Origin of the sequence: Psychrobacter sp. (assembly GCF_030457785.1) — a bacterium.
In the GTDB taxonomy this organism is placed as follows: domain Bacteria; phylum Pseudomonadota; class Gammaproteobacteria; order Pseudomonadales; family Moraxellaceae; genus Psychrobacter.
In genome coordinates this window covers 1-18,751 of the sequence record NZ_JAKDUI010000022.1, presented here as the reverse complement: position 1 = coordinate 18,751, position 18,751 = coordinate 1, and the positions used below count along the sequence as shown (strand labels likewise).

9 protein-coding genes are annotated in these 18,751 nt (G+C 45.1%); 4 read left to right on the top strand and 5 right to left on the bottom strand.

Features of this window, described 5'->3' with window-relative positions:
• Together L0J61_RS02375 and purD are read right to left on the bottom strand one after the other, a co-directional pair.
• Positions 1-1,381, bottom strand: a 1,381-nt coding sequence (locus L0J61_RS02375; protein WP_301464717.1) for an AarF/ABC1/UbiB kinase family protein, incomplete at its 3' end; no start/stop codon positions are given.
• Between the two features lie 349 nt (positions 1,382-1,730).
• A complete protein-coding gene (purD, locus tag L0J61_RS02370; RefSeq protein ID WP_301464718.1) occupies positions 1,731-3,053 on the bottom strand; it encodes a phosphoribosylamine--glycine ligase in 1,323 nt (440 codons plus the stop codon).
• Positions 3,054-3,541: 488 nt separating this feature from the next.
• Here purD and L0J61_RS02365 point away from each other — a divergent pair, with 488 nt between their 5' ends.
• Positions 3,542-8,389: an NAD-glutamate dehydrogenase gene (locus L0J61_RS02365; protein WP_301464716.1), complete on the top strand. Its 4,848-nt coding sequence runs from the start codon at positions 3,542-3,544 to the stop codon at positions 8,387-8,389.
• A gap of 146 nt (positions 8,390-8,535) precedes the next feature.
• On the opposite strand, the gene L0J61_RS02360 is transcribed toward L0J61_RS02365, so the two are convergent.
• Positions 8,536-12,606 (bottom strand): AAA family ATPase, encoded by a 4,071-nt coding sequence (locus tag L0J61_RS02360; RefSeq protein WP_301464715.1) that lies wholly within the window; start codon positions 12,604-12,606, stop codon positions 8,536-8,538.
• 56 nt (positions 12,607-12,662) lie between these two features.
• The gene (locus L0J61_RS02355; protein ID WP_301464714.1) at positions 12,663-14,321 is read right to left on the bottom strand and encodes an exonuclease SbcCD subunit D C-terminal domain-containing protein; all 1,659 of its coding nucleotides are present in this window, start codon (positions 14,319-14,321) and stop codon (positions 12,663-12,665) included.
• A 284-nt stretch (positions 14,322-14,605) separates the two neighbouring features.
• On the opposite strand from L0J61_RS02355, the gene L0J61_RS02350 reads away from it, so the two are divergent.
• Together L0J61_RS02350 and L0J61_RS02345 are read left to right on the top strand one after the other, a co-directional pair.
• Positions 14,606-15,421, top strand: coding sequence for a hypothetical protein (locus L0J61_RS02350; protein ID WP_301464713.1), 816 nt, complete (start codon positions 14,606-14,608; stop codon positions 15,419-15,421).
• Between the two features lie 162 nt (positions 15,422-15,583).
• Positions 15,584-16,279, top strand: coding sequence for a DUF4377 domain-containing protein (locus L0J61_RS02345; RefSeq protein WP_301464712.1), 696 nt, complete (start codon positions 15,584-15,586; stop codon positions 16,277-16,279).
• A 167-nt stretch (positions 16,280-16,446) separates the two neighbouring features.
• Here L0J61_RS02345 and cobA read toward each other — a convergent pair whose 3' ends face one another.
• Positions 16,447-18,207 carry a uroporphyrinogen-III C-methyltransferase gene (gene cobA, locus L0J61_RS02340; RefSeq protein WP_301464711.1) on the bottom strand — a complete coding sequence of 587 codons (1,761 nt, stop codon included), beginning with the start codon at positions 18,205-18,207 and terminating at the stop codon, positions 16,447-16,449.
• A 350-nt stretch (positions 18,208-18,557) separates the two neighbouring features.
• Here cobA and L0J61_RS02335 point away from each other — a divergent pair, with 350 nt between their 5' ends.
• Positions 18,558-18,743: a hypothetical protein gene (locus L0J61_RS02335; protein ID WP_301464710.1), complete on the top strand. Its 186-nt coding sequence runs from the start codon at positions 18,558-18,560 to the stop codon at positions 18,741-18,743.
• Positions 18,744-18,751: the final 8 nt, after the last annotated feature.

The window sequence follows — 18,751 nt, the reverse complement described above, 5'->3', positions numbered from 1 at the left end:
TAACCAAATAATCAGAGTCAGTATGAACATCTAAAACCGTCAAAAACGTGTAAGCACCAATAAACTTACGACTGATGAACATAAATTCTTTTGGTGGTAAATTGAACTCAAAAGATTGCATAGCCTGTGATGCCTCCGAAGAGAGGCGAGAGTGTAGCTTACTGTTAGCCCAGATATAACGATTATCTTGATCTAGGCAGTCAGCTGGAATATCAGGATTGACAGTCGGGTCACTAAACGGCTCGGTTGCTAATAAAAACAACGAAGCAATATCCGAGCGTACTTTTTCGCTCATAGTATCAAAGAAGTCATAGCCAACCATAGCCGCCATCATCGATTGATGATCGTGATGATAGCCTGCCTTCAATAGGCCGTGAGCAATGTTCAATAGGTGGTTATCAAACTCTCGGATAGCACCAAAATCTAATAAAATCAACTTATCGATTTCGTTTTCGTCACTGGCTTCTCGGATCAGATAGTTGCCAAAGTTTGGGTCAGTTTGCATCTCGCCCCAAACGAATATTTCTTTCATCATGATCTCGATGGCAGCAAGACCAATGGCATTGCGGCGTTCATGGGGCAGTGCTTGCAGCGCTTCAGAAGTCACTGGTGCTCCTGGCTCATAAGACATACAGAGCAAACGCTTTCTTGAGTAAGTACGGTTAATCTTAGGCACTATATAACGCGGATCATCTTTTAACCGTTCATAAAAACGTTCAGTCGTTGCTGCCTCTGCTTCATAATCGACTTCATGGTGGAGTAGGTCACGTATCTCTTCAAACCAGGCGTCAAGTGCTCGGGTTTGCGGTACGATATTGCTGACTTTCAACAGCTGCTTAAATAGACCCAAATCCGAATTAATAGCCTCTGCCACGCCTGGATATTGAACCTTTAGTACAACCTCCTCTCCCGTTTCAATCACAGTAGCACGATGCACTTGAGCAAGTGATGCTGTACCAATAGGTACTGGATTGACATCTAACTTATTTAAATCATTGCCCAGTAAATCACGCAGAGTTTTTTCGATGGTTGGCCACGATAAGGTAGCTGTATCATCATTTAACATTTGCAAAGCGCGCGTGACTTCAGGAGGCAAAATATGTTCGCCATATATCGCTAGCATTTGCCCGATTTTTACGACTGAGCCCTTTAGCTTACCCAGTTCGGACGCAAGATAATTTGCCTGTGTTTCCATAAATACTTGGTTGCGTGCGGTGCGAGCTTCTTTATTTAAAAACATACCAGAAACGCTATTTCCTGCCCAACGACGCCCAATGTTTAGGGAGGTTTTTGCAATCGACATGCGACGCTCAAACCCTGAGGTTTTGAGGTTATCGATTGATTGTTTGTGGTCAGTAGGTCTAGAGGTATCATTTGCCATAAATATAATCATTCATCCAGTTGCTATCTATTTGTGGGCTCAACACCTACAATACAAGGGAGATACGATGTACGGGTAAAATTGTACCATATTAAACTAGGTTTGGTTGTTGAGGCTGAGACGAATGAGATCAAATACTACCAAAGCCTCGGTATGGTTTTGCTATGGTGATATATGTTATGCGGTTGTCTGGGATTTTTGTGAGTGTTCAACACGCCCATATCTATCGAAAAAATGGCACAAAAAAATTCGACCTAGCACGCAGTTAGATCGAATTCGAAGAAAATAAGTGGTTTTCATTATTTAGAACAAGCGACGGTAGCTGTCTACTTGGTTAATAACTTAAAGATTAACCGTTTTCACGAGCAATGGCATGATGTCCAATATCGCGGCGATACTGTGCACCATCAAAGCTAATAGCACCAGTCACCGCAAGTGCTGCTTGCTGAGCGTCAGAAATACTATCTGCTAGTGCGGTGATACATAAGACACGGCCACCGTTGGTGACAACTTCTTTTTCACTGTCTACTGCATCGTCGTTGGCAAATGCTGTCCCTGCATGAAAAACTTTAACTGCTGTGTCAGCTTCTAATTCTGGCAAACCCGAGATGGCATCACCTTTTGAAGAGGTTTCTGGATAGCCTTTTGATGCAACGACAATACCAAGGGCAGGGCGAGAGTCCCATTTAGCCTCAGTAGGTAGTTGACCTTTTAGACCTTGCTCGACCAAATCAACCATGGAAGACTGTAAACGCATCAAAATAGGCTGTGTTTCTGGATCACCAAATCGGCAGTTGAATTCAATCACGTATGGATCGCCTGCTTCATCAATCATCAAGCCAGCGTATAAAAATCCAGTGTACGGATGTCCCGCTTCTTTCATAGCATCAACCACAGGTTGGATAACTTTTTCTATTACTTTGTCATTGACATCTTGAGTGACGACTGGTGCAGGAGAGTAAGCGCCCATGCCACCTGTGTTTGGGCCGAGGTCGCCTTCAAACGCACGTTTATGATCTTGGCTGGTTGCCATCGGTAAGATATTCTCACCATCAATCATACAGATGAAACTGGCTTCTTCTCCTTTCAAAAATTGCTCTATCACCACGCGGCTACCAGCGTCGCCGAACTTGTTGTCAGCCAGCATGTCGTCGATTGCTGCATGCGCTTGTTCGATGTTTTCTGCAACGATGACGCCTTTACCAGCAGCGAGTCCATCGGCTTTGATGACAATCGGCGCACCTTGCTCATCGACATAAGCTTTGGCGGCTGGGGCATCGGTAAAACCCTGATAGGCGGCGGTAGGGATGTTGTTCTGGGCCATAAACTCTTTAGCAAAGGTTTTTGAGCCTTCTAACTGCGAGCAGTAAGCCGTCGGACCCCATGCTTTGATACCAGCGTTACGACATGCATCAATAATACCAGTGACTAAAGGCGCTTCAGGCCCTACAATAACCATATCAATGGCATTATTTTGGCAAAAATCTATGACAGCACTATGCTCGCCAACCTCACTACTGCTAGGCTTTAAAACAACGTTTTGGCACTTAGGTTCTAGAGCGGTTCCTGCATTACCAGGTGCAACGTAAACTGTTTTCACATTGCTGTCTTTTGCACACTGCCATGCTAGCGCGTGTTCGCGACCACCTGAACCAATTACCAAAATATTCATCATATGTTTTGCCCTTAGCATTGAAGTTAATAATGAGTGATACTCACACGCATAAGCATGTAAATGTACGGAGGTATTCTAACAAAAAAACCGCACAAATTACTACGAGTATTCATTTGCAGCTTGTTAGCGGTGCTTTGTTTCATTAGTAAAGGTTCATAAGAAAGGGTCAAGGTTCATGAGGAAAGGTTATCGAATTATAACCAACCTATGAAATGATGTTTGACACTTTAGCAAATGTATTGGGTGGGTTACACTGAAGCAGGAAAGCGGTGTAAATCCATCTTGCTATGTATTCGTCTAATGTAAATACGATACAAGTGCGATAAAGGAACCAGCCAAAAAATAACTAAAAAGATATTTATGGCCTTAAGGATGGCGACTCAGAGCATATGAGCAAAACGATGGGCACAAAACCAGATAAACAACGGTAAAACAAGATTAATAATACTGAAACCACATCTATAAAAAAGATAAGGATAAAGGACATGCCAAACTCTCTAAACATTACAAAAGAACGTATCAATCAGATAAGTGATATTGCGATCAGTTATGTACAAAAAGACAAGTCGCTATTTGATAATTTTATTCATAGCTACTATCAGTCGCTACATCAAGAAATGGCCGAGGCGATCAGCAACGCTGACTTGGCTGGTATGGCACTGCATCATTTCACGCTACTCAAATCTTATGTGAGTGGCAATCCACAGTTAAGCGTTTTGAACCCCAAAGCAGAAGAACAGCACTTTCACAGCTCGCATACCGTCATCCAAGTTGTGGCTTATGATAGACCGTTTCTAGTAGATACGATTTTGATGAGCCTAGAAGCAGAAGGAATCGACGTGCATCGTACGTACAATATCATCGTTGATGTCGAACGTGATGACGATGGGAACCCCATCCAAGTCAGCAATGCTGAAGAAAGTGCCACCTCACATTTGTCTTTGATTCACTGTGAAGTGGCTTATCAAGATAGCGATAGCCTAAATGCACTAAGACAGTTGTTATTATCCAAAATTGATACGCTTGACACGGTCGTCGGTGATTGGAAGCAAATGCGTGCACAGCTGACAGAAATAAAAAATGACCTTTCTACACAGCCACTCCCTGAAGTCTTTTATTCCAAACAAGAGATAAAAGCGTTTTTAGAGTGGATATTGGACGACCATTTTATATTCCTTGGTTATCGAGAGTATCGTCTAGAAGGACATAAATCGGTAGAGGTCAATTCTGAAGCGTCTGATTTAGACTTATTTGCTATTGGCAATAGTGGTCTTGGACTGTTACGTGGTGATGAGGAAGATAAGGTTTCAAAAAGCTTTAGTCAATTGCCAAAAATATTAAAACAACTACTGACTGAGCCTCGAGTCTTGATGTTGTCAAAATCCAGTCACGTATCGCCCGTGCATCGCTCTGTCTACATGGACTTTTTAGGCATTCATAAGTTTGATGACAATGGCGAGTTGGTCGGTGAGTACAGATTTGTTGGTCTGCTGACTTCTCAGGCATACCAACTGACCGTCCAGCAAATACCATTATTGCGTGAGAAAGCCAATAAGATTATGAAAATGGCAAACTTGCCGCGTGATGGTCATGCGTATCATAAAATGATGCATGTGATTAACACCTTGCCACGCGATGATTTGTTTCAAGCCAGCGTAGAAGAGTTATATCCTATCGTGTCGGGCATTAGTCACCTACAAGACAAGAAGAGTTTGCGCTTGTTCAGTCGTATCGACCATTATCAGCGTTTTGTCTCATGCTTGGTTTATATTCCCCGTGATAAGTTCAATACCGAAATGCGCCTCAAGGTACAAGATGCGTTAAAAGATGCCTTTGGTGGCACATCATCAGGATTTACTACTGAGTTCAACGAATCTGCTCACGCGCGTGTCCACGTCCATGTCCGTACGGTACCGGGTGAAGTCAAGGATGTTGATACTGCGGCCCTTGAAAGCAAACTGTCGGCGCTGATGCAGTCATGGAGTGATACCTATCAAAAAATGCTGCTTGATAATGTTGGTGAGCAGCAAGCCAATGCGTTAAATCGCCAGTTTTTGAGCCATATTCCTGCGGCTTATCAAGAGCAGTTTGATGAGCGTACGGCTGTCGAAGATATCAAACGTTTGGCTGGGTTGACAGATGAGCAACCGATGCTTTGGCATTTATATCAATCGACAGGAGATGCAAAAAATCAGCTACATCTAAAGTTATATGGTCGCGAGCAGCCCGTTATTTTGTCCAAGGTCTTACCGATTTTAGAAGATTTTGGTGTATCGGTAATCTCAGCGCAGACCTATGAGTTTGACATGCCAGAGCAACCAATCTGGATGCAAGAGTACGAGCTGATCTTGGAGCATGTCGATACCGTCAACATGCAGGTAGTGCGTGGTCAGTTTGAAGACAGTCTCAAGCAGATTTGGGCTGGACGGGTTGAGAGTGACCCATTGAATGAGTTGGTGCTGACGACCACACTTGGCACATACGACGTGGTTGTACTACGAGCGTTGTCACGATATATGATACAAGCGCGCGCGCCATTCTCTAGTGCTTACATTCAGCAAACAGTGGTCAAAAACAGCGACATCAGTGTGACACTGGGCAGTCTATTCGACGCTCGTATGAACCCTAAATATAGTGATGAGGAGCGCGCAAGTGCAACTTCTCAGATTAGACAACAGATTATCACGGCGCTCGCAGGTGTTGATAGCTTAGATGAAGATCGTATTTTGCGCTGGTATCTGGATTTAATCAATGCCATGGTGCGTACCAACTTCTATCAAACCACTGCTGATGGCGACCGTAAAGACCGTCTATCATTTAAGTTCTTGGCAGCGGATATTCCTAATCTGCCCAAACCAAAACCGATGTTTGAGATATTTGTCTATTCTCCTCGCGTAGAAGCAGTACATTTACGTGGCGGTAAAGTTGCTCGTGGTGGTTTGCGTTGGTCGGATCGTATGGAGGATTTCCGTACCGAAGTGCTCGGACTGGTAAAAGCACAAATGGTCAAAAACGCGGTAATTGTACCAGTGGGCTCTAAAGGCGGCTTCATCGTCAAAAACAAAACCATGGCAGATGGTCGTGAAGCGTTCCAAGCCGAAGGGGTTGCTTGTTACCAGACCTTCCTTCGCGGCATGCTCGATGTGACTGACAATATCGTCGATGGCGCGATAGTCCCGCCAGCCAATACCGTGCGTCATGATGAAGATGATCCGTACTTGGTCGTTGCTGCTGACAAAGGGACGGCGACTTTCTCTGATATCGCCAATGCCTTGGCAACTGAATATAACTTTTGGCTCGATGATGCCTTTGCGTCAGGCGGCTCGGTAGGTTATGACCATAAAGCGATGGGTATCACCGCACGAGGAGGTTGGGAGTCAGTGAAGCGTCACTTCCGTATGCGCGGCATGGACATCCAAGGCAGTGATGAGTTCACGGTGGTTGGTATTGGTGATATGAGTGGTGATGTATTTGGTAACGGTATGCTGCTCTCTACCAATACGAAGCTAGTGGCAGCCTTTAACCATCTGCATATCTTTATCGATCCCAATCCAGACACTGCTGATTCGTATGCAGAGCGCAAACGCTTGTTTGAGCTACCACGTTCGACTTGGGACGATTATGATAAATCATTGATCAGTCAAGGTGGTGGGGTGTTCTCACGTCAAGACAAGAGCATCACTATCAGCGCTGAAATGAAATCACTGTTCGATATCCATGAAGACAGTCTCGCGCCAAATGAGTTTATCAGTGCATTGCTGAAATCACCTGTCGATCTCATTTGGAACGGTGGTATCGGTACTTATGTGAAAAGTGAAACTGAAACGCATGCTGATGTCGGTGACCGTGCTAATGACGCCGTACGTGTCAATGGCGGTGAGCTGAGGACCGCGATCATCGGTGAGGGCGGCAATTTGGGCTTTACCCAACGAGGTCGTATCGAATACGCACAAACGGGTGGTCGTATCTATACGGATGCGATTGATAACTCGGGTGGTGTTAACTGCTCAGATCATGAAGTCAATATCAAAATCTTACTGGGCAAAGTCGTCGAGCAAGGTGATATGACCTTAAAGCAGCGTAATGAGCTACTCGAAAGCATGACCGATACCGTCGCAGATCTGGTACTACGTCAGAACTACTTACAACCACAAGCGATTGAGCTCAGTCACAACAGAGCAGCGGAAAACCTAAGTGACCATCAGCGTTTTATCCAAATGCTAGAGAAAGAAGGGCGCCTTGATCGTGCGATTGAGTATTTACCTTCCGACGAAGAGATTGCAAAACGTCAAAAAATCGATGTGGGACTGACCAATCCTGAACTGGCTGTGGTCTTGGCTTATGGCAAAATGTGGGTCTATGACAACTTGTTGCTATCTGATTTACCAGATGATCCGTACTTTATTAACGAGCTGCGTAAATATTTCCCTGATGAGTTGGCTTCACAGTTCTTTGATGAGATGACTCAGCATCGATTACATCGTGAGATTATCAGCACGTATTTGACCAATAGTGTGGTGAACCGTTTAGGCATTGAGGCACTGTTCCGTCTTTATGAAGAAACTGACCAGTCTTTGGATACCATCACTCGTGCTTATGCGATTAGCCGTGATGTATTCAATGTCTCAAGAGCATGGAAAGCACTTGAAGCCATGGATAATAAGGTCGATGCTGAGCTATTGCTCAATCTAGAGCTGCGCTTACGTGACTCGCTTGAGCGCGGCGTGGTCTGGTTTATCAATGCTTTCGGTCAAGATTTGCAAGTCGCTGATATGATCAGTCGTTTCAGTATCAGTGTCGAAAAACTGACCAAAGCAGGTGGATTTATTGAGCAGCAATTTGCACAATACTTAGAAGAAGACACCACCAAATTGGTTGAGCAAGATCTGTCTGATGAGGACGCCAAGCTATTTGCGATGCTGTCTCACCATGTCGATGCGCTTGATGCTGCATTACTGGCCGAAAAATACGAGCGTCCAGTCGATGATATCGCCACATTGTACTTTGAGGCATATCAAGTGTTGCAGTTAGACTGGATGATGGAACACATCGCGACATTGCCTCAACAAGATTACTGGGATCGCCGCGCCCGTCATGCATTAGTCAATGAGTTATCTCGTAGCCTGCACATGCTGATGGACGCTTTATTGACCCAGAAAAATACCAAGCAAGCATTTGGTGAGTGGAAAGAGCGCCATGATGATAAGCTGCAAGGTGTTATTACGGAGATGGAAAAGCTTGATAAGATGTATCGTAATGACGAAGATGCGCAAATAGGTCTCTCAACGCTGTCTGTACTTATGAGTGAAGTGAGTGGGTTGGTGAGTAAATAAATTAAGTATCAATAAATACTGACTAAAAAACCACCGTTAGCAACTAACGGTGGTTTTTTTGTTGTCTGCACTATTTGCCAGAAATCTTGCCAGAAACTTTGCTAGAAATATAGTTGTATCGATATTAATTTTTGCCGGCTATAGCATTAGCGCTCTATTTTTTGGCAACCTTGCCCACTGATTTGGCTAAAACCGCCAGAGAGTTTTTGTACTTTGATTTGGGTTAAGATTCGTTCTTTTAATGCTTGAACGTGGGAGATAACCCCGATGAGTTTGCCTTCTTGCTGCAAGCTGGTGAGCGTGTCGAGCGCGATATCAAGTGATTCTTCGTCAAGCGTACCGAATCCTTCATCCAAAAATAACGAATCCACACGGATGTTGTGGCTGGCCATTTTTGACAGCCCAAGTGCCAACGCCAAACTGATGATAAACCCTTCACCGCCTGACAGGTTTTTGGTACTACGAATCTCACCACCTTGATAGTTGTCGATGACATTGAGCTCAAGTGGGCTATTGTCATCACGAGCCAGCAAATAGCGGTCACTCATTTTATGCAATTGGGCATTGGCGTGTTTGACCATGATGTCGAAGGTCAAGCCTTGCGCAAAAGTGCGATATTTTTTTCCATCAGCCGAGCCGATTAACGAATGCAGCTGTTGCCAGACCTGAAGATTTTGTTTTTGCTCATTAATGGCTATGAGCTGCTCCGCCTGTGCTGACTTTCTATCGTCGTTGTCTTTAAGTTTTTGATCTATGGCACCGATGCTCTGACTGAGGTTCTCAATGTCTGTTTGTATTTGAGCGTGCTGACCTGCTAGCACCTCGCGGCTTTCATCCGTCATCGGCTCCGCGCGTTTGTCCGCTAATGCTTTGAGGGTGGTGTCCAACTGTGATTTGGTTTGTTGTAAGTCATTATCAACCGCCAGTTTTTGTGCCTGCAGTGTCTCTCGCTCCGACTTAGGTAGGCGAGCGCTCACAAAGGCAGCTTCATCCACGAACTGTGAGTCTGTGAGTGACTCTGCAAAGGTGTGTTGTTGCGTGTCCATGGTGGTAACCGCAGACTGGTGTTGCACGTCTAGCTGTTGCTTTCTTAGATTTAATTGCTCTAAGCCGTGTTGCACAGTATCTAGCTGTCGCTGTGCATTGACTAGCGCGGAGTTAGCAGTATCCACAGCGTGGCGTAATTGAGCATCTTCAGCGTCGGTGTTTTTATCTGCAAAAATCTCTTTTCTATGATTGTTTAATTGGTCAATCTTTTCTAACTTTTGGGCAATGACTTTCTCTAACTCATCAAGGTCTGTTTCGTCCTTGGAGAGCTGTGCTTGCTCGATCTCAATTTGCGCAGCTATTCTGCTCAATTGATTGTCGATCTGCTGTTGGTGGATTTTAGTTTCACTCAGCTTTTGTCTTAACTGACCAAGCGCGCTGCGCTGTTGACGCAGTTTGTCAATATGATCTCCATAATCAGCGTCATCCATGATCGTCTGCTGATAAATACGATGACTCAATTGCTCAAGGGTGTGCTCAATCGCTGTGGCGCTTTCTGTTTCGTAGTCTATGCGACTCAAGGCATAGGTTGGCGCATCATTTAGAGTGTTGTTTACAGTATTACTCAGAGCGTTATTTACAGCATCTCTGCTGTTTTTGGCAAGCAAGTTGTGAGTAATGTATTTATGAATAGGGTATTTGAGCACTACCGATGAAAGAACACTCATAATAGGCGCTAACTCAGCATAGTTGTCTGCGATTTTGTCTTCGATACCGTCAATTTTTTGCGCATGAAGTTTTAGCTCTGTCGCTAACTGGTTCATCTCATTCGTTAGGGTGTGTTGCTGTCGTTCCTCGGCTTCGATGGTACGACTCAGCGTGGAAACGCTGTCCGTTAAGCTTTCATATTCAACCAATAGGGCTTTCAGGGACTGTTTGTGAGCGAGCAGTTTCTGTTGAATAATGGCTAGTACTGACAAGGCACGTTCAATGGCTTCCGTATGAACGGTATTGTCTATACTCGCCAAATTATTAGAGGTATTGTTGGAAGTATCGGACGTAATATCGGAAATTTTTAGATCATCGCAGACTTGAGAAAGCGGGTTGATAAGGCTGACAACCGATGAGGGATAGTTGTTCTCAGTAGCAAAAAGCGAGGACAAACAGGTCTGTATATCAACACAAATGGCATTGAGCTTCTGCTGTAGCGGCGCTAGCTGTTGCTGTTGGCTGTTCAGCATTTCTTTCTGGGTCGCATGGTCGATATCGTATTGTGATAAATCTTGCTGCAGACCGTCAATGACGGCTTCTATTTCAGATATTTTTTGCTGATTTTGTTGTATTTTAGACGGTTGGTGTTGGTTGGCGTTGTGATGTTCACGCAGTGGATGATATGTGCCATAAGGGTGTTGTTGCGAGCCACAAAGCGGACAGGGGGTGCCGTCTTCTAGTTTTGCAATATGTTCCTCTAGGCTTGCGACGGTTTGTAAGGCGTTTAGCAGATCTTGTCTGTCATGTTTTTGTTTTTTGGCCTCTTGCAGGTCTGACTGGTGACGAGCAATCGATTTTTCTAAAGCTGCTAATTCGTCGTTCAGTTTTGGTAGAGACTGATTGGTATCGTTGATTTGGCTGGCAACATCCGACAACTGCTGTAGCTGATGGCTGACTTGTGCTAGCTGAGTGTGGATGTCATCGACTTGATCTTGTTCGTGACGCATACTAGCAAGCGGCTGCTCTCGAATGATGTCCGCTTGCTGTTTTTGTAAATCGGCGAGCTCATCACGCTGTTTGGTGATTGCTTTTTCATTGGTTTCTTGTTTTTCAGCGAGCTTGTCTCGCTGAGTATGTAGCACGCTGGTGTGTTGGTCATGCGTTGCTGTCTCTTTGGTCAGCCTGACATTGTCCTGTAATAGGGTTTTTAATCGGTGACCGTTGCTATCAAAAGTTGCGATATCGGTGTCAAGATCGTTCAGCTCCTGATAGTCCGAAAAAAACGTCTCGATATCACGGAGCTGTGTTTTAGTCTGTTGCTCGCTTTGTTTATGGCTGGTTATTTCTTGGCGTAACTGTTGAATATCGTTGGTCAAGCGCTGTTTACGTTGAGTGTCGTCTGCTAAGGCATTGGTGTGTTGTTTTATATCAGCATCTAATTCGCGAGTCTTGGCGATAATTGGCAAGGTGGTTCGTAGGTTGTCTTTGGCTTGGTTGGCGAGTGCGTCGCAACGCTCAAGCGCAGCTTTGGTTTGCTGTCGCTTACTCTGCTGTTCAGGGATCTGATCAAGCAAGCCTTGTCGCTCAGTATTTAGCTGCTTAACACTCTCTCGACTGTGGCTTAGAGCTTGAAACTGGCTTTCAAGCTCTAAGGCTTTATTCGCCACTTCTAAGCGCTTTGCTGCTGGTGTGAACGCCTGATGCGCTTGTTGTGCGGCGGCAAAGTCATCTTGATAGGTCAACTGGTCTTGCGCTAACTGCTCAACACTATCCAACCATTGCATCTGCTCGCTTAGGGTTTTGAAGCTGTGTCGTTGTATTTCCTGCTGCTCATTTAGGGTCTCTAGCTCTGTTGTGAGTTGCTTTTCATCATCAAGACTTAACAATGATAAGCCATCAACACCTGCTTGTAGTTTGCCCAGCGTCTCTTCTTCCATGCGCTTTTTTTCATGGACGCTTGACGATATTTTGGCATAGATGGCCGTGCCCGTTATTTTTTCCAAAATCTCTGCTCTATCGCCAGTATCAGACTTCAAAAAAGCAGCAAAACTGCCTTGTGCCAGCATGATGGAGCGGGTGAATTGGTTAAAATCCATGCCGATTAGATCTTGGATGTAAGCTGATGTCTTAGATTTTTTCTCTTCTAAAATCTTACCGGTGGCAGCTTCACTGATCTCATGCTTAATAGGTAACAGGTTGCCCTTGGCTTTTTTGTGTGCGCGATGTTGGTACCAGTAGCATTGGTAGCGCTTGCTATTAATTTCGATGATGACTTCTGCTGAGCATTCACCTGTACCTTGGGTCATTATTTCATTGGTTGAGCCAGTGATATCGCCCAACCTTGGCGTTTGACTATACAAGGCAAGGCATATTGCATCCAATATGGTGGTCTTGCCAGCGCCTGTTTGCCCAGTAATGGCAAAGATACCTTCATTGATAAAAGCAGGGTCACTAAAATCTATGCGCCATTCACCTTTGAGGGAGTTCAAGTTTTTGAGTCGTAATTCGATTAGGCGCATGGTTCAGTCTTTATTTTTTGGGTTGATGGCGTGTTGTAGGGCTGACGAGCAAGACTTTATTCAGCTTGGCTATCATCGTCGTAGATATTATGCAGTATCTGTTGATAGGCATCGCGTAATGACGGCTTTTGAGTGCTGGCTATGTCGTTTACTTCTAGACAGCGATCAAAGACGTCCAGCTCATTTAAGTCTTGTAGCGTCTCAGAAGTCTGCTCTTGATTAAGTACTTTATTATAAGTGCGTGTGTTTTTAATCTTCAATACTTCATAAGGCCGATCTTTGATCATGGCGTTGATTTCTTCTCGTAGCTCATGAACGATTTCATCACCGTCATATATCACTTCTAACCAAATGGACGTTATCGGGTCAATAGTCGGATCGATCGTCGGGTCAATCGTCAGCTCAATCGATCGAATGGTTTTTTCAATCGTGGGCAAATCGCCCGATACTTGTGCCAACTTTTGAAAGCAAGGAATGTGCAGTGAGATGACTTGCATGGCGTTGGCGTCGTTATGATGCAGTCTTGTCGTATCTGCTGACGTTTTGGCAGTCTCATCGGAGTTGGTAGTCGCATCGGAGAACGTATCGATTTTTAACTCGTCACGGTCTGTATCTACATCTGCATTTGCATTTACATCTGCATCTGCTTCAAAATCATCAAAGCCAAATAGGTCATCTATCAGAAGATTCGCCTGAGCATTGACCTGAGCATTGACTTGTTTTGCAGGTTTTTCATTGTTTTTGGGTTCTTTAGATGAAGAGTCGCTATCGCTAATTTCAGCAGTCGTATTTGCTGCTGGGTTGATTGCGGCATCATGCTCTGGTACATGGTTATGCTCTGGCAAATGCTCACCAAACTGGATCAGTAGTATTTGTTTTTGTTGGCGAGCTTCACCAAAACCCATGGCAATAGGCGAGCCTGAATAGCGAATATGCTCGCGCCCGCCGACACGTTGCGGCACGTGTAGATGCCCAAGTGCGACATAATCGAAACAGTCATCAAACATATCTGCGGAAATCTTGCCGAGTGAGCCAACATAGAGGTCACGAACACCATCGTCATCAGTGGTAGTGCCACCTGCCGCAAACAAATGCCCCGTCGCGATGATGGGAATATGACGCTGGTAATCTGTCATCAACTGGCTCTGTTTTTGTTTCGCGATACGAGCCACTTCATCATAATGGGCGCTGATTCCTTTGATGACATTGGCGTCTTTGGTATCGGTAGACTCGCCAGCAGTGCTGCTGCGTACATCGCGATCACGTAGGTAGGGTACTGCCGCGATGATACATTGTGCTGCATTGTTTGCATCATTTAGCAGCAATACTTCATCGTTCAAGTTATCACAGGCGGTGCCGATGACGTGCACATTCAAAAATTTAAGGACATTGCTCGGTGCATCTAAAAAAGTAGGGGAGTCGTGGTTGCCCGCGACGATAACAATATGCTCACAGCAAGACCGAGACACACGCCCCAAAAACTCATAATAGAGTGCCTGGGCTTTGTTGCTTGGCGTCATGGTGTCAAATATATCGCCTGCGACGATTAACACATCGACCTTTTGCGCACTGATCGTCTCTTCTAGCCATTTTAAAAATGCCTCGAATTCTTCATAACGCATGCGTCCATATAGCCTGCGACCCAAATGCCAGTCGGAAGTATGAAGGATGGTGAGCGGGTTAACGGTTTTTTTTAAAATATCGGCTGCGGACATAGGTAAGCTTAATTGCAATAAATAAAAAGGGTTTTATTTTAACAAGAATTGTGATGAATTGCGCCTATCATAAAATATGAGCACAACAATAAGTAAAGAGCTGATAAAAAACTTTATATTAGTGTATTCAGGCGTCATCTTACTAATATCTTTACCGTTTAATGAAATTTCACCTGACTTATTTGCCAAGTTTCTTGCGGGATTTCTAGCCTGATAAAAATTTAAGTTGGACAGCTCTAGCGCGTTAGGCTTTAATAGCGAATATATTCTTGGAGAGAAGTTTTATGAAATTATCTTTACATCGACGCCTGACCGTGGGCGCAGCCTCGTTTCTAATGGGTGTGTCTATTTCTAGCGGGGCACATGCTATGTGCGTTGCAGATAGCGAAGTTTTTGGTGGTTCGGCGATAACTTTTGGTGAAAATGTTGAGATAGGTGTCGCACCGCCTCAACCGGCAAATTATTGGTTTGATCTGGATGTCGATGCATTTGTTCAGATCAAAGCCAGCCATAACGCTGCTGATCCTTATCTGAGGCTTATGAATGAGGATGGGGCGATTATCGCTGCAAACGATGATTATGACGGTCTGAACGCGCAAATCGATACATCCGAGGCACTAGAAGCGGGGCGGTATTGCTTGGAAGTTGACGATGTTAATGGCGGTACAGATACTATTTCTGTAACCGCGGTCCTTATTGATGAAACCCAAGTTGAAATGCAAGCTATCAACATGGGGAAAGCATTCCCATTGTCCCGTACAGGTGAAACCGTTACGGATGCCGGCGTTTTACGAACCAAGTTTACCAGCAATTTCTATTTGGTTGATGAAGCAAATTGGGTTGTGTTTGACGTCGAAGAGCCATCACTTTTCGATATCCGTGCTCGCTCCTACGAGGGTGTTGATACGGTCTTGCGGGTGTTGGATTCTGAAGGACGAATTCTTGAAGAAAACGACGATTATGGTGACAGTGAAAATTCTCGTGTCATTATTGAGTTGCAGCCGGGTACATACGCAGCATCTGCTACGACATACGATGACTCCGAAGTTTTTGGCGAGACGCAATTGTTTATTGAAAGATTTATAAGAGCGACGGAATAAAAGGCTTGTGAGCGCTATTTATCTCTTGCAGCGGAGAGATGCGGGCAACGATTGGTTTTATGTTGCCTTTTTCTATGTGGTAACGTAAATAATAAACTTCTGCTAGATGTCAATGTTAGGCTTATCACCTAATACACCCATTATCATAAATAAAGGTAAGTTATGTCGTTTATCAAAACAGCCACTTTGGCTTTGGTCGCTGGTTTTTCTTTGGCTGCCTGCAACAATCATGCGCTGGTAGATACCAACAATGGAGCAAGCGTGAGTCAAGTCGAAGACAGCAGCTTGCCGAGTACTTCTCCGACTGGCTCGATGTTGCAGTCATTGACACCGAGTCACTCTGAGGCCATCATCGGGCAGGTGACAGAGGTTGTGATGCAAGACAGAGAACAGCAAACAGTCACTATGATGGATCAGAAAGGCGACACCCATAACGTATCGATCAGCAAATCTAGCCTTGGTGAGCAAAATGAGTATCAAAAACTGGCGAAAGGTGACTATATCGAAGTGACCAGCATCGAAGTTACCAGCGACATGGTGGCAGCGTCGTCAGATGAGCACCAACTGACCGTCACGGCCATGCCTTACGTGCTGCGAGAAATCATGATTGCGGATCATAAAGTAGACTGCATCGGTGTGGCGCCACGAAAATGCTTGCTGACCAAGCCAGCGGGTCAAGATAGCAGTCAATCAGAATGGCAGTATCGATATAGTGGCATAGACGGCTTTGATTATGAGCCTAATTACGAATACACCCTACTTATCAAAAACACGACAGTCAGCAACCCTCCCACGGACGCTTCTTCTGTTCGTAGCGAGCTTGTAGAAGTCATCAAGAAAAGCAAAACTGGCTCTTAATGCTGGCAACACAACCAATTTGAATACAGCTTAAATACGGCACCGAAAAAAGCCCTATCAATTAAATGAATAGGGCTTTTTTTGTGTTTTAAGAAAAATAAGTGCAAGTACGACACACTGTAGACTAAGCGGTTTTGACACCGCTAATCGTATGTGTGAGCTTGCTATTAACTAACGACCAGCTCTTGCAAATCATCATCAGCCGCGGCTAGGTTTGCCACCATTGAGAGCGCATGTGCCTGCTGATCTGTACTGCGCGCATCCGTAGGCTGTTTGTGGTTATAGTGGTTTTTGTCAGCATGAGCTTTGTCGGTATTAGCAACGCCACCACGCAACCAATTGCGCGCTGTGTCATGCGTGTGTTGACCATTGCGTTGATTGTTATGCTGACTGTCTAGTGGTTTCTTCTGATTGTACCAAGCCAAATCATCTTGCAAGCTGACCACATCACCCATGATAAGTAACGCTGGCGTGGGGAGTTGTGCTTCTGCCTGCTGAGCGACGATGTTGTCGAGTGTGCCAGTCAATACTTGCTGATTGGGCATACTGGCATTGGAGACGATGGCAATCGGTGTGTCAGCACTGCGCCCAGCGTCGATCAAGCCTTCTGTCAAACGTGGCAATGAATGCAATCCCATATAAAACACCAGGGTTTCATCGGTATTTAAAAAGCTCTTAAAGTTGCTATTGGGTGCGCCTGCTTTGAGAAATCCAGTCACAAAACGCACCGACTGTGAATGATCTCGATGGGTCAGTGGGATGCCTGCATAGCTGGCGGCGGCATTGGCAGCCGTGATACCCGGTACGACCTGATACGGAACACCATGCGCCCGTAGGCTTTCTATCTCTTCGCCACCACGCCCAAATATAAAAGGATCACCGCCTTTTAACCGTACCACACGGCGACCTGTTTTGGCGCTATTGACCAACAGCTCATTGATACCCAGCTGAGCCACAGCATGGTTGCTGCGTTTTTTGCCGACATATACTTTGTCCGCATCACGACGGCACAAATCCAGCACTTGCGGGGAGACGAGCGCATCATAATAGACGATATCGGCTTGCTGCATGAGACGCAAGGCTTTAAACGTCAGCAGCTCTGGATCGCCAGGACCTGCACCGACGATATAGACTTCGCCCATTTCCGTTTGCGCTGACTGCGCTGATTGTTCTGATTGCGTTGATAGATGTTGTTCTGTAGCGTTTGCCTGCGATGCATCATTATTCAGCATTGCCTTTGCGACACTCGTTACAGGGGCAGTTTCTGAGGCTGTGCTGCTATTACCGATAGCGGCTGCAGTCGTGTCCAAATCAGACTTTAGCAATGCAGAGGCTTGGTCTTCGTTGCCAGCAAACATCAGCTCGCTGACTTTTCCCTCAAACGCACGCTCCCAAAACTGTCTGCGTCCTGTGAGCGTCGGTATTTTTGCTTTGACTTCGCTACGAAACTCGCCAGCCAGTTTGGCAAGTTTGCCGTAGCCTTGCGGTATCAAAGTCTCAAGACGTGCACGCAGCAGGCGAGCCAGCACAGGCGCTTTGCCATTGGACGAGATACCGATCACGATGGGGTTGCGATCGACAATCGCAGGGAATATAAAGTCGCATAAATGCGGTGTATCGACGACGTTTACAGGGATGTTTCGCTCAGTGGCATCAGCGTGGATCTGATGATTTAGCGTTTCTTCGTCTGTCGCCGCGATGATGATCCGAGCACCTGACATATAACTTTTATTATAGTTTTCATAGATGAGTTGGTGCTTGCTATCGCTTAGCAAGGCTTCGATATCGTGATCTATGCTAGGCGCTAAGACAGTGATACACGCACCTGCACGGCTCAGCAAATCTGCCTTGCGCAGTGCCACATCGCCACCACCGACGATCAGCACTTTGCGGGTTTCTAACTTAAAAAATAATGGAAAGGTGTTCATAATATTACCGGCAATTCATTTGACGAATTCATTCAATATAAGCGTTGCCGCTATTATGAGGTATCACCGACATGCACTCACGTAGTGAATTGGCATTAGTATATTCGTTTATGTCATAAACAGTCTGTTTTTTAGTGAATAACAGAATAGGCGAGCAGAAAAACAAGCCAATATCAGCGCTACAAAGAATACAATCCCGTATATTAAGCAACTTATGATAATATTTAGGGCAGTGCGCCATATTAGGGCATGTTGGACACGCTCTAGATACATATCCGTCAATCATAAGCGCAAGCGCAAGCAAAAATACAACCACAAGCAAAAATAAAACCAATAGAGAAATAAGCAATATGGCTAAAAAAACTGCAAGCAAAACCGATAAGGCCAATGCCAAAAGCAATACTAAAAACAGCGCCAAAACCAATGCCAAAAATAGCGACAATTTCGAAGAAGCCCTTTGGGATGCTGCCAACAAGCTACGAGGCAGTGTTGACCCCTGCCGTCAAATCCGTACACATAAACTTGGGAGATTTTAATTACGCAG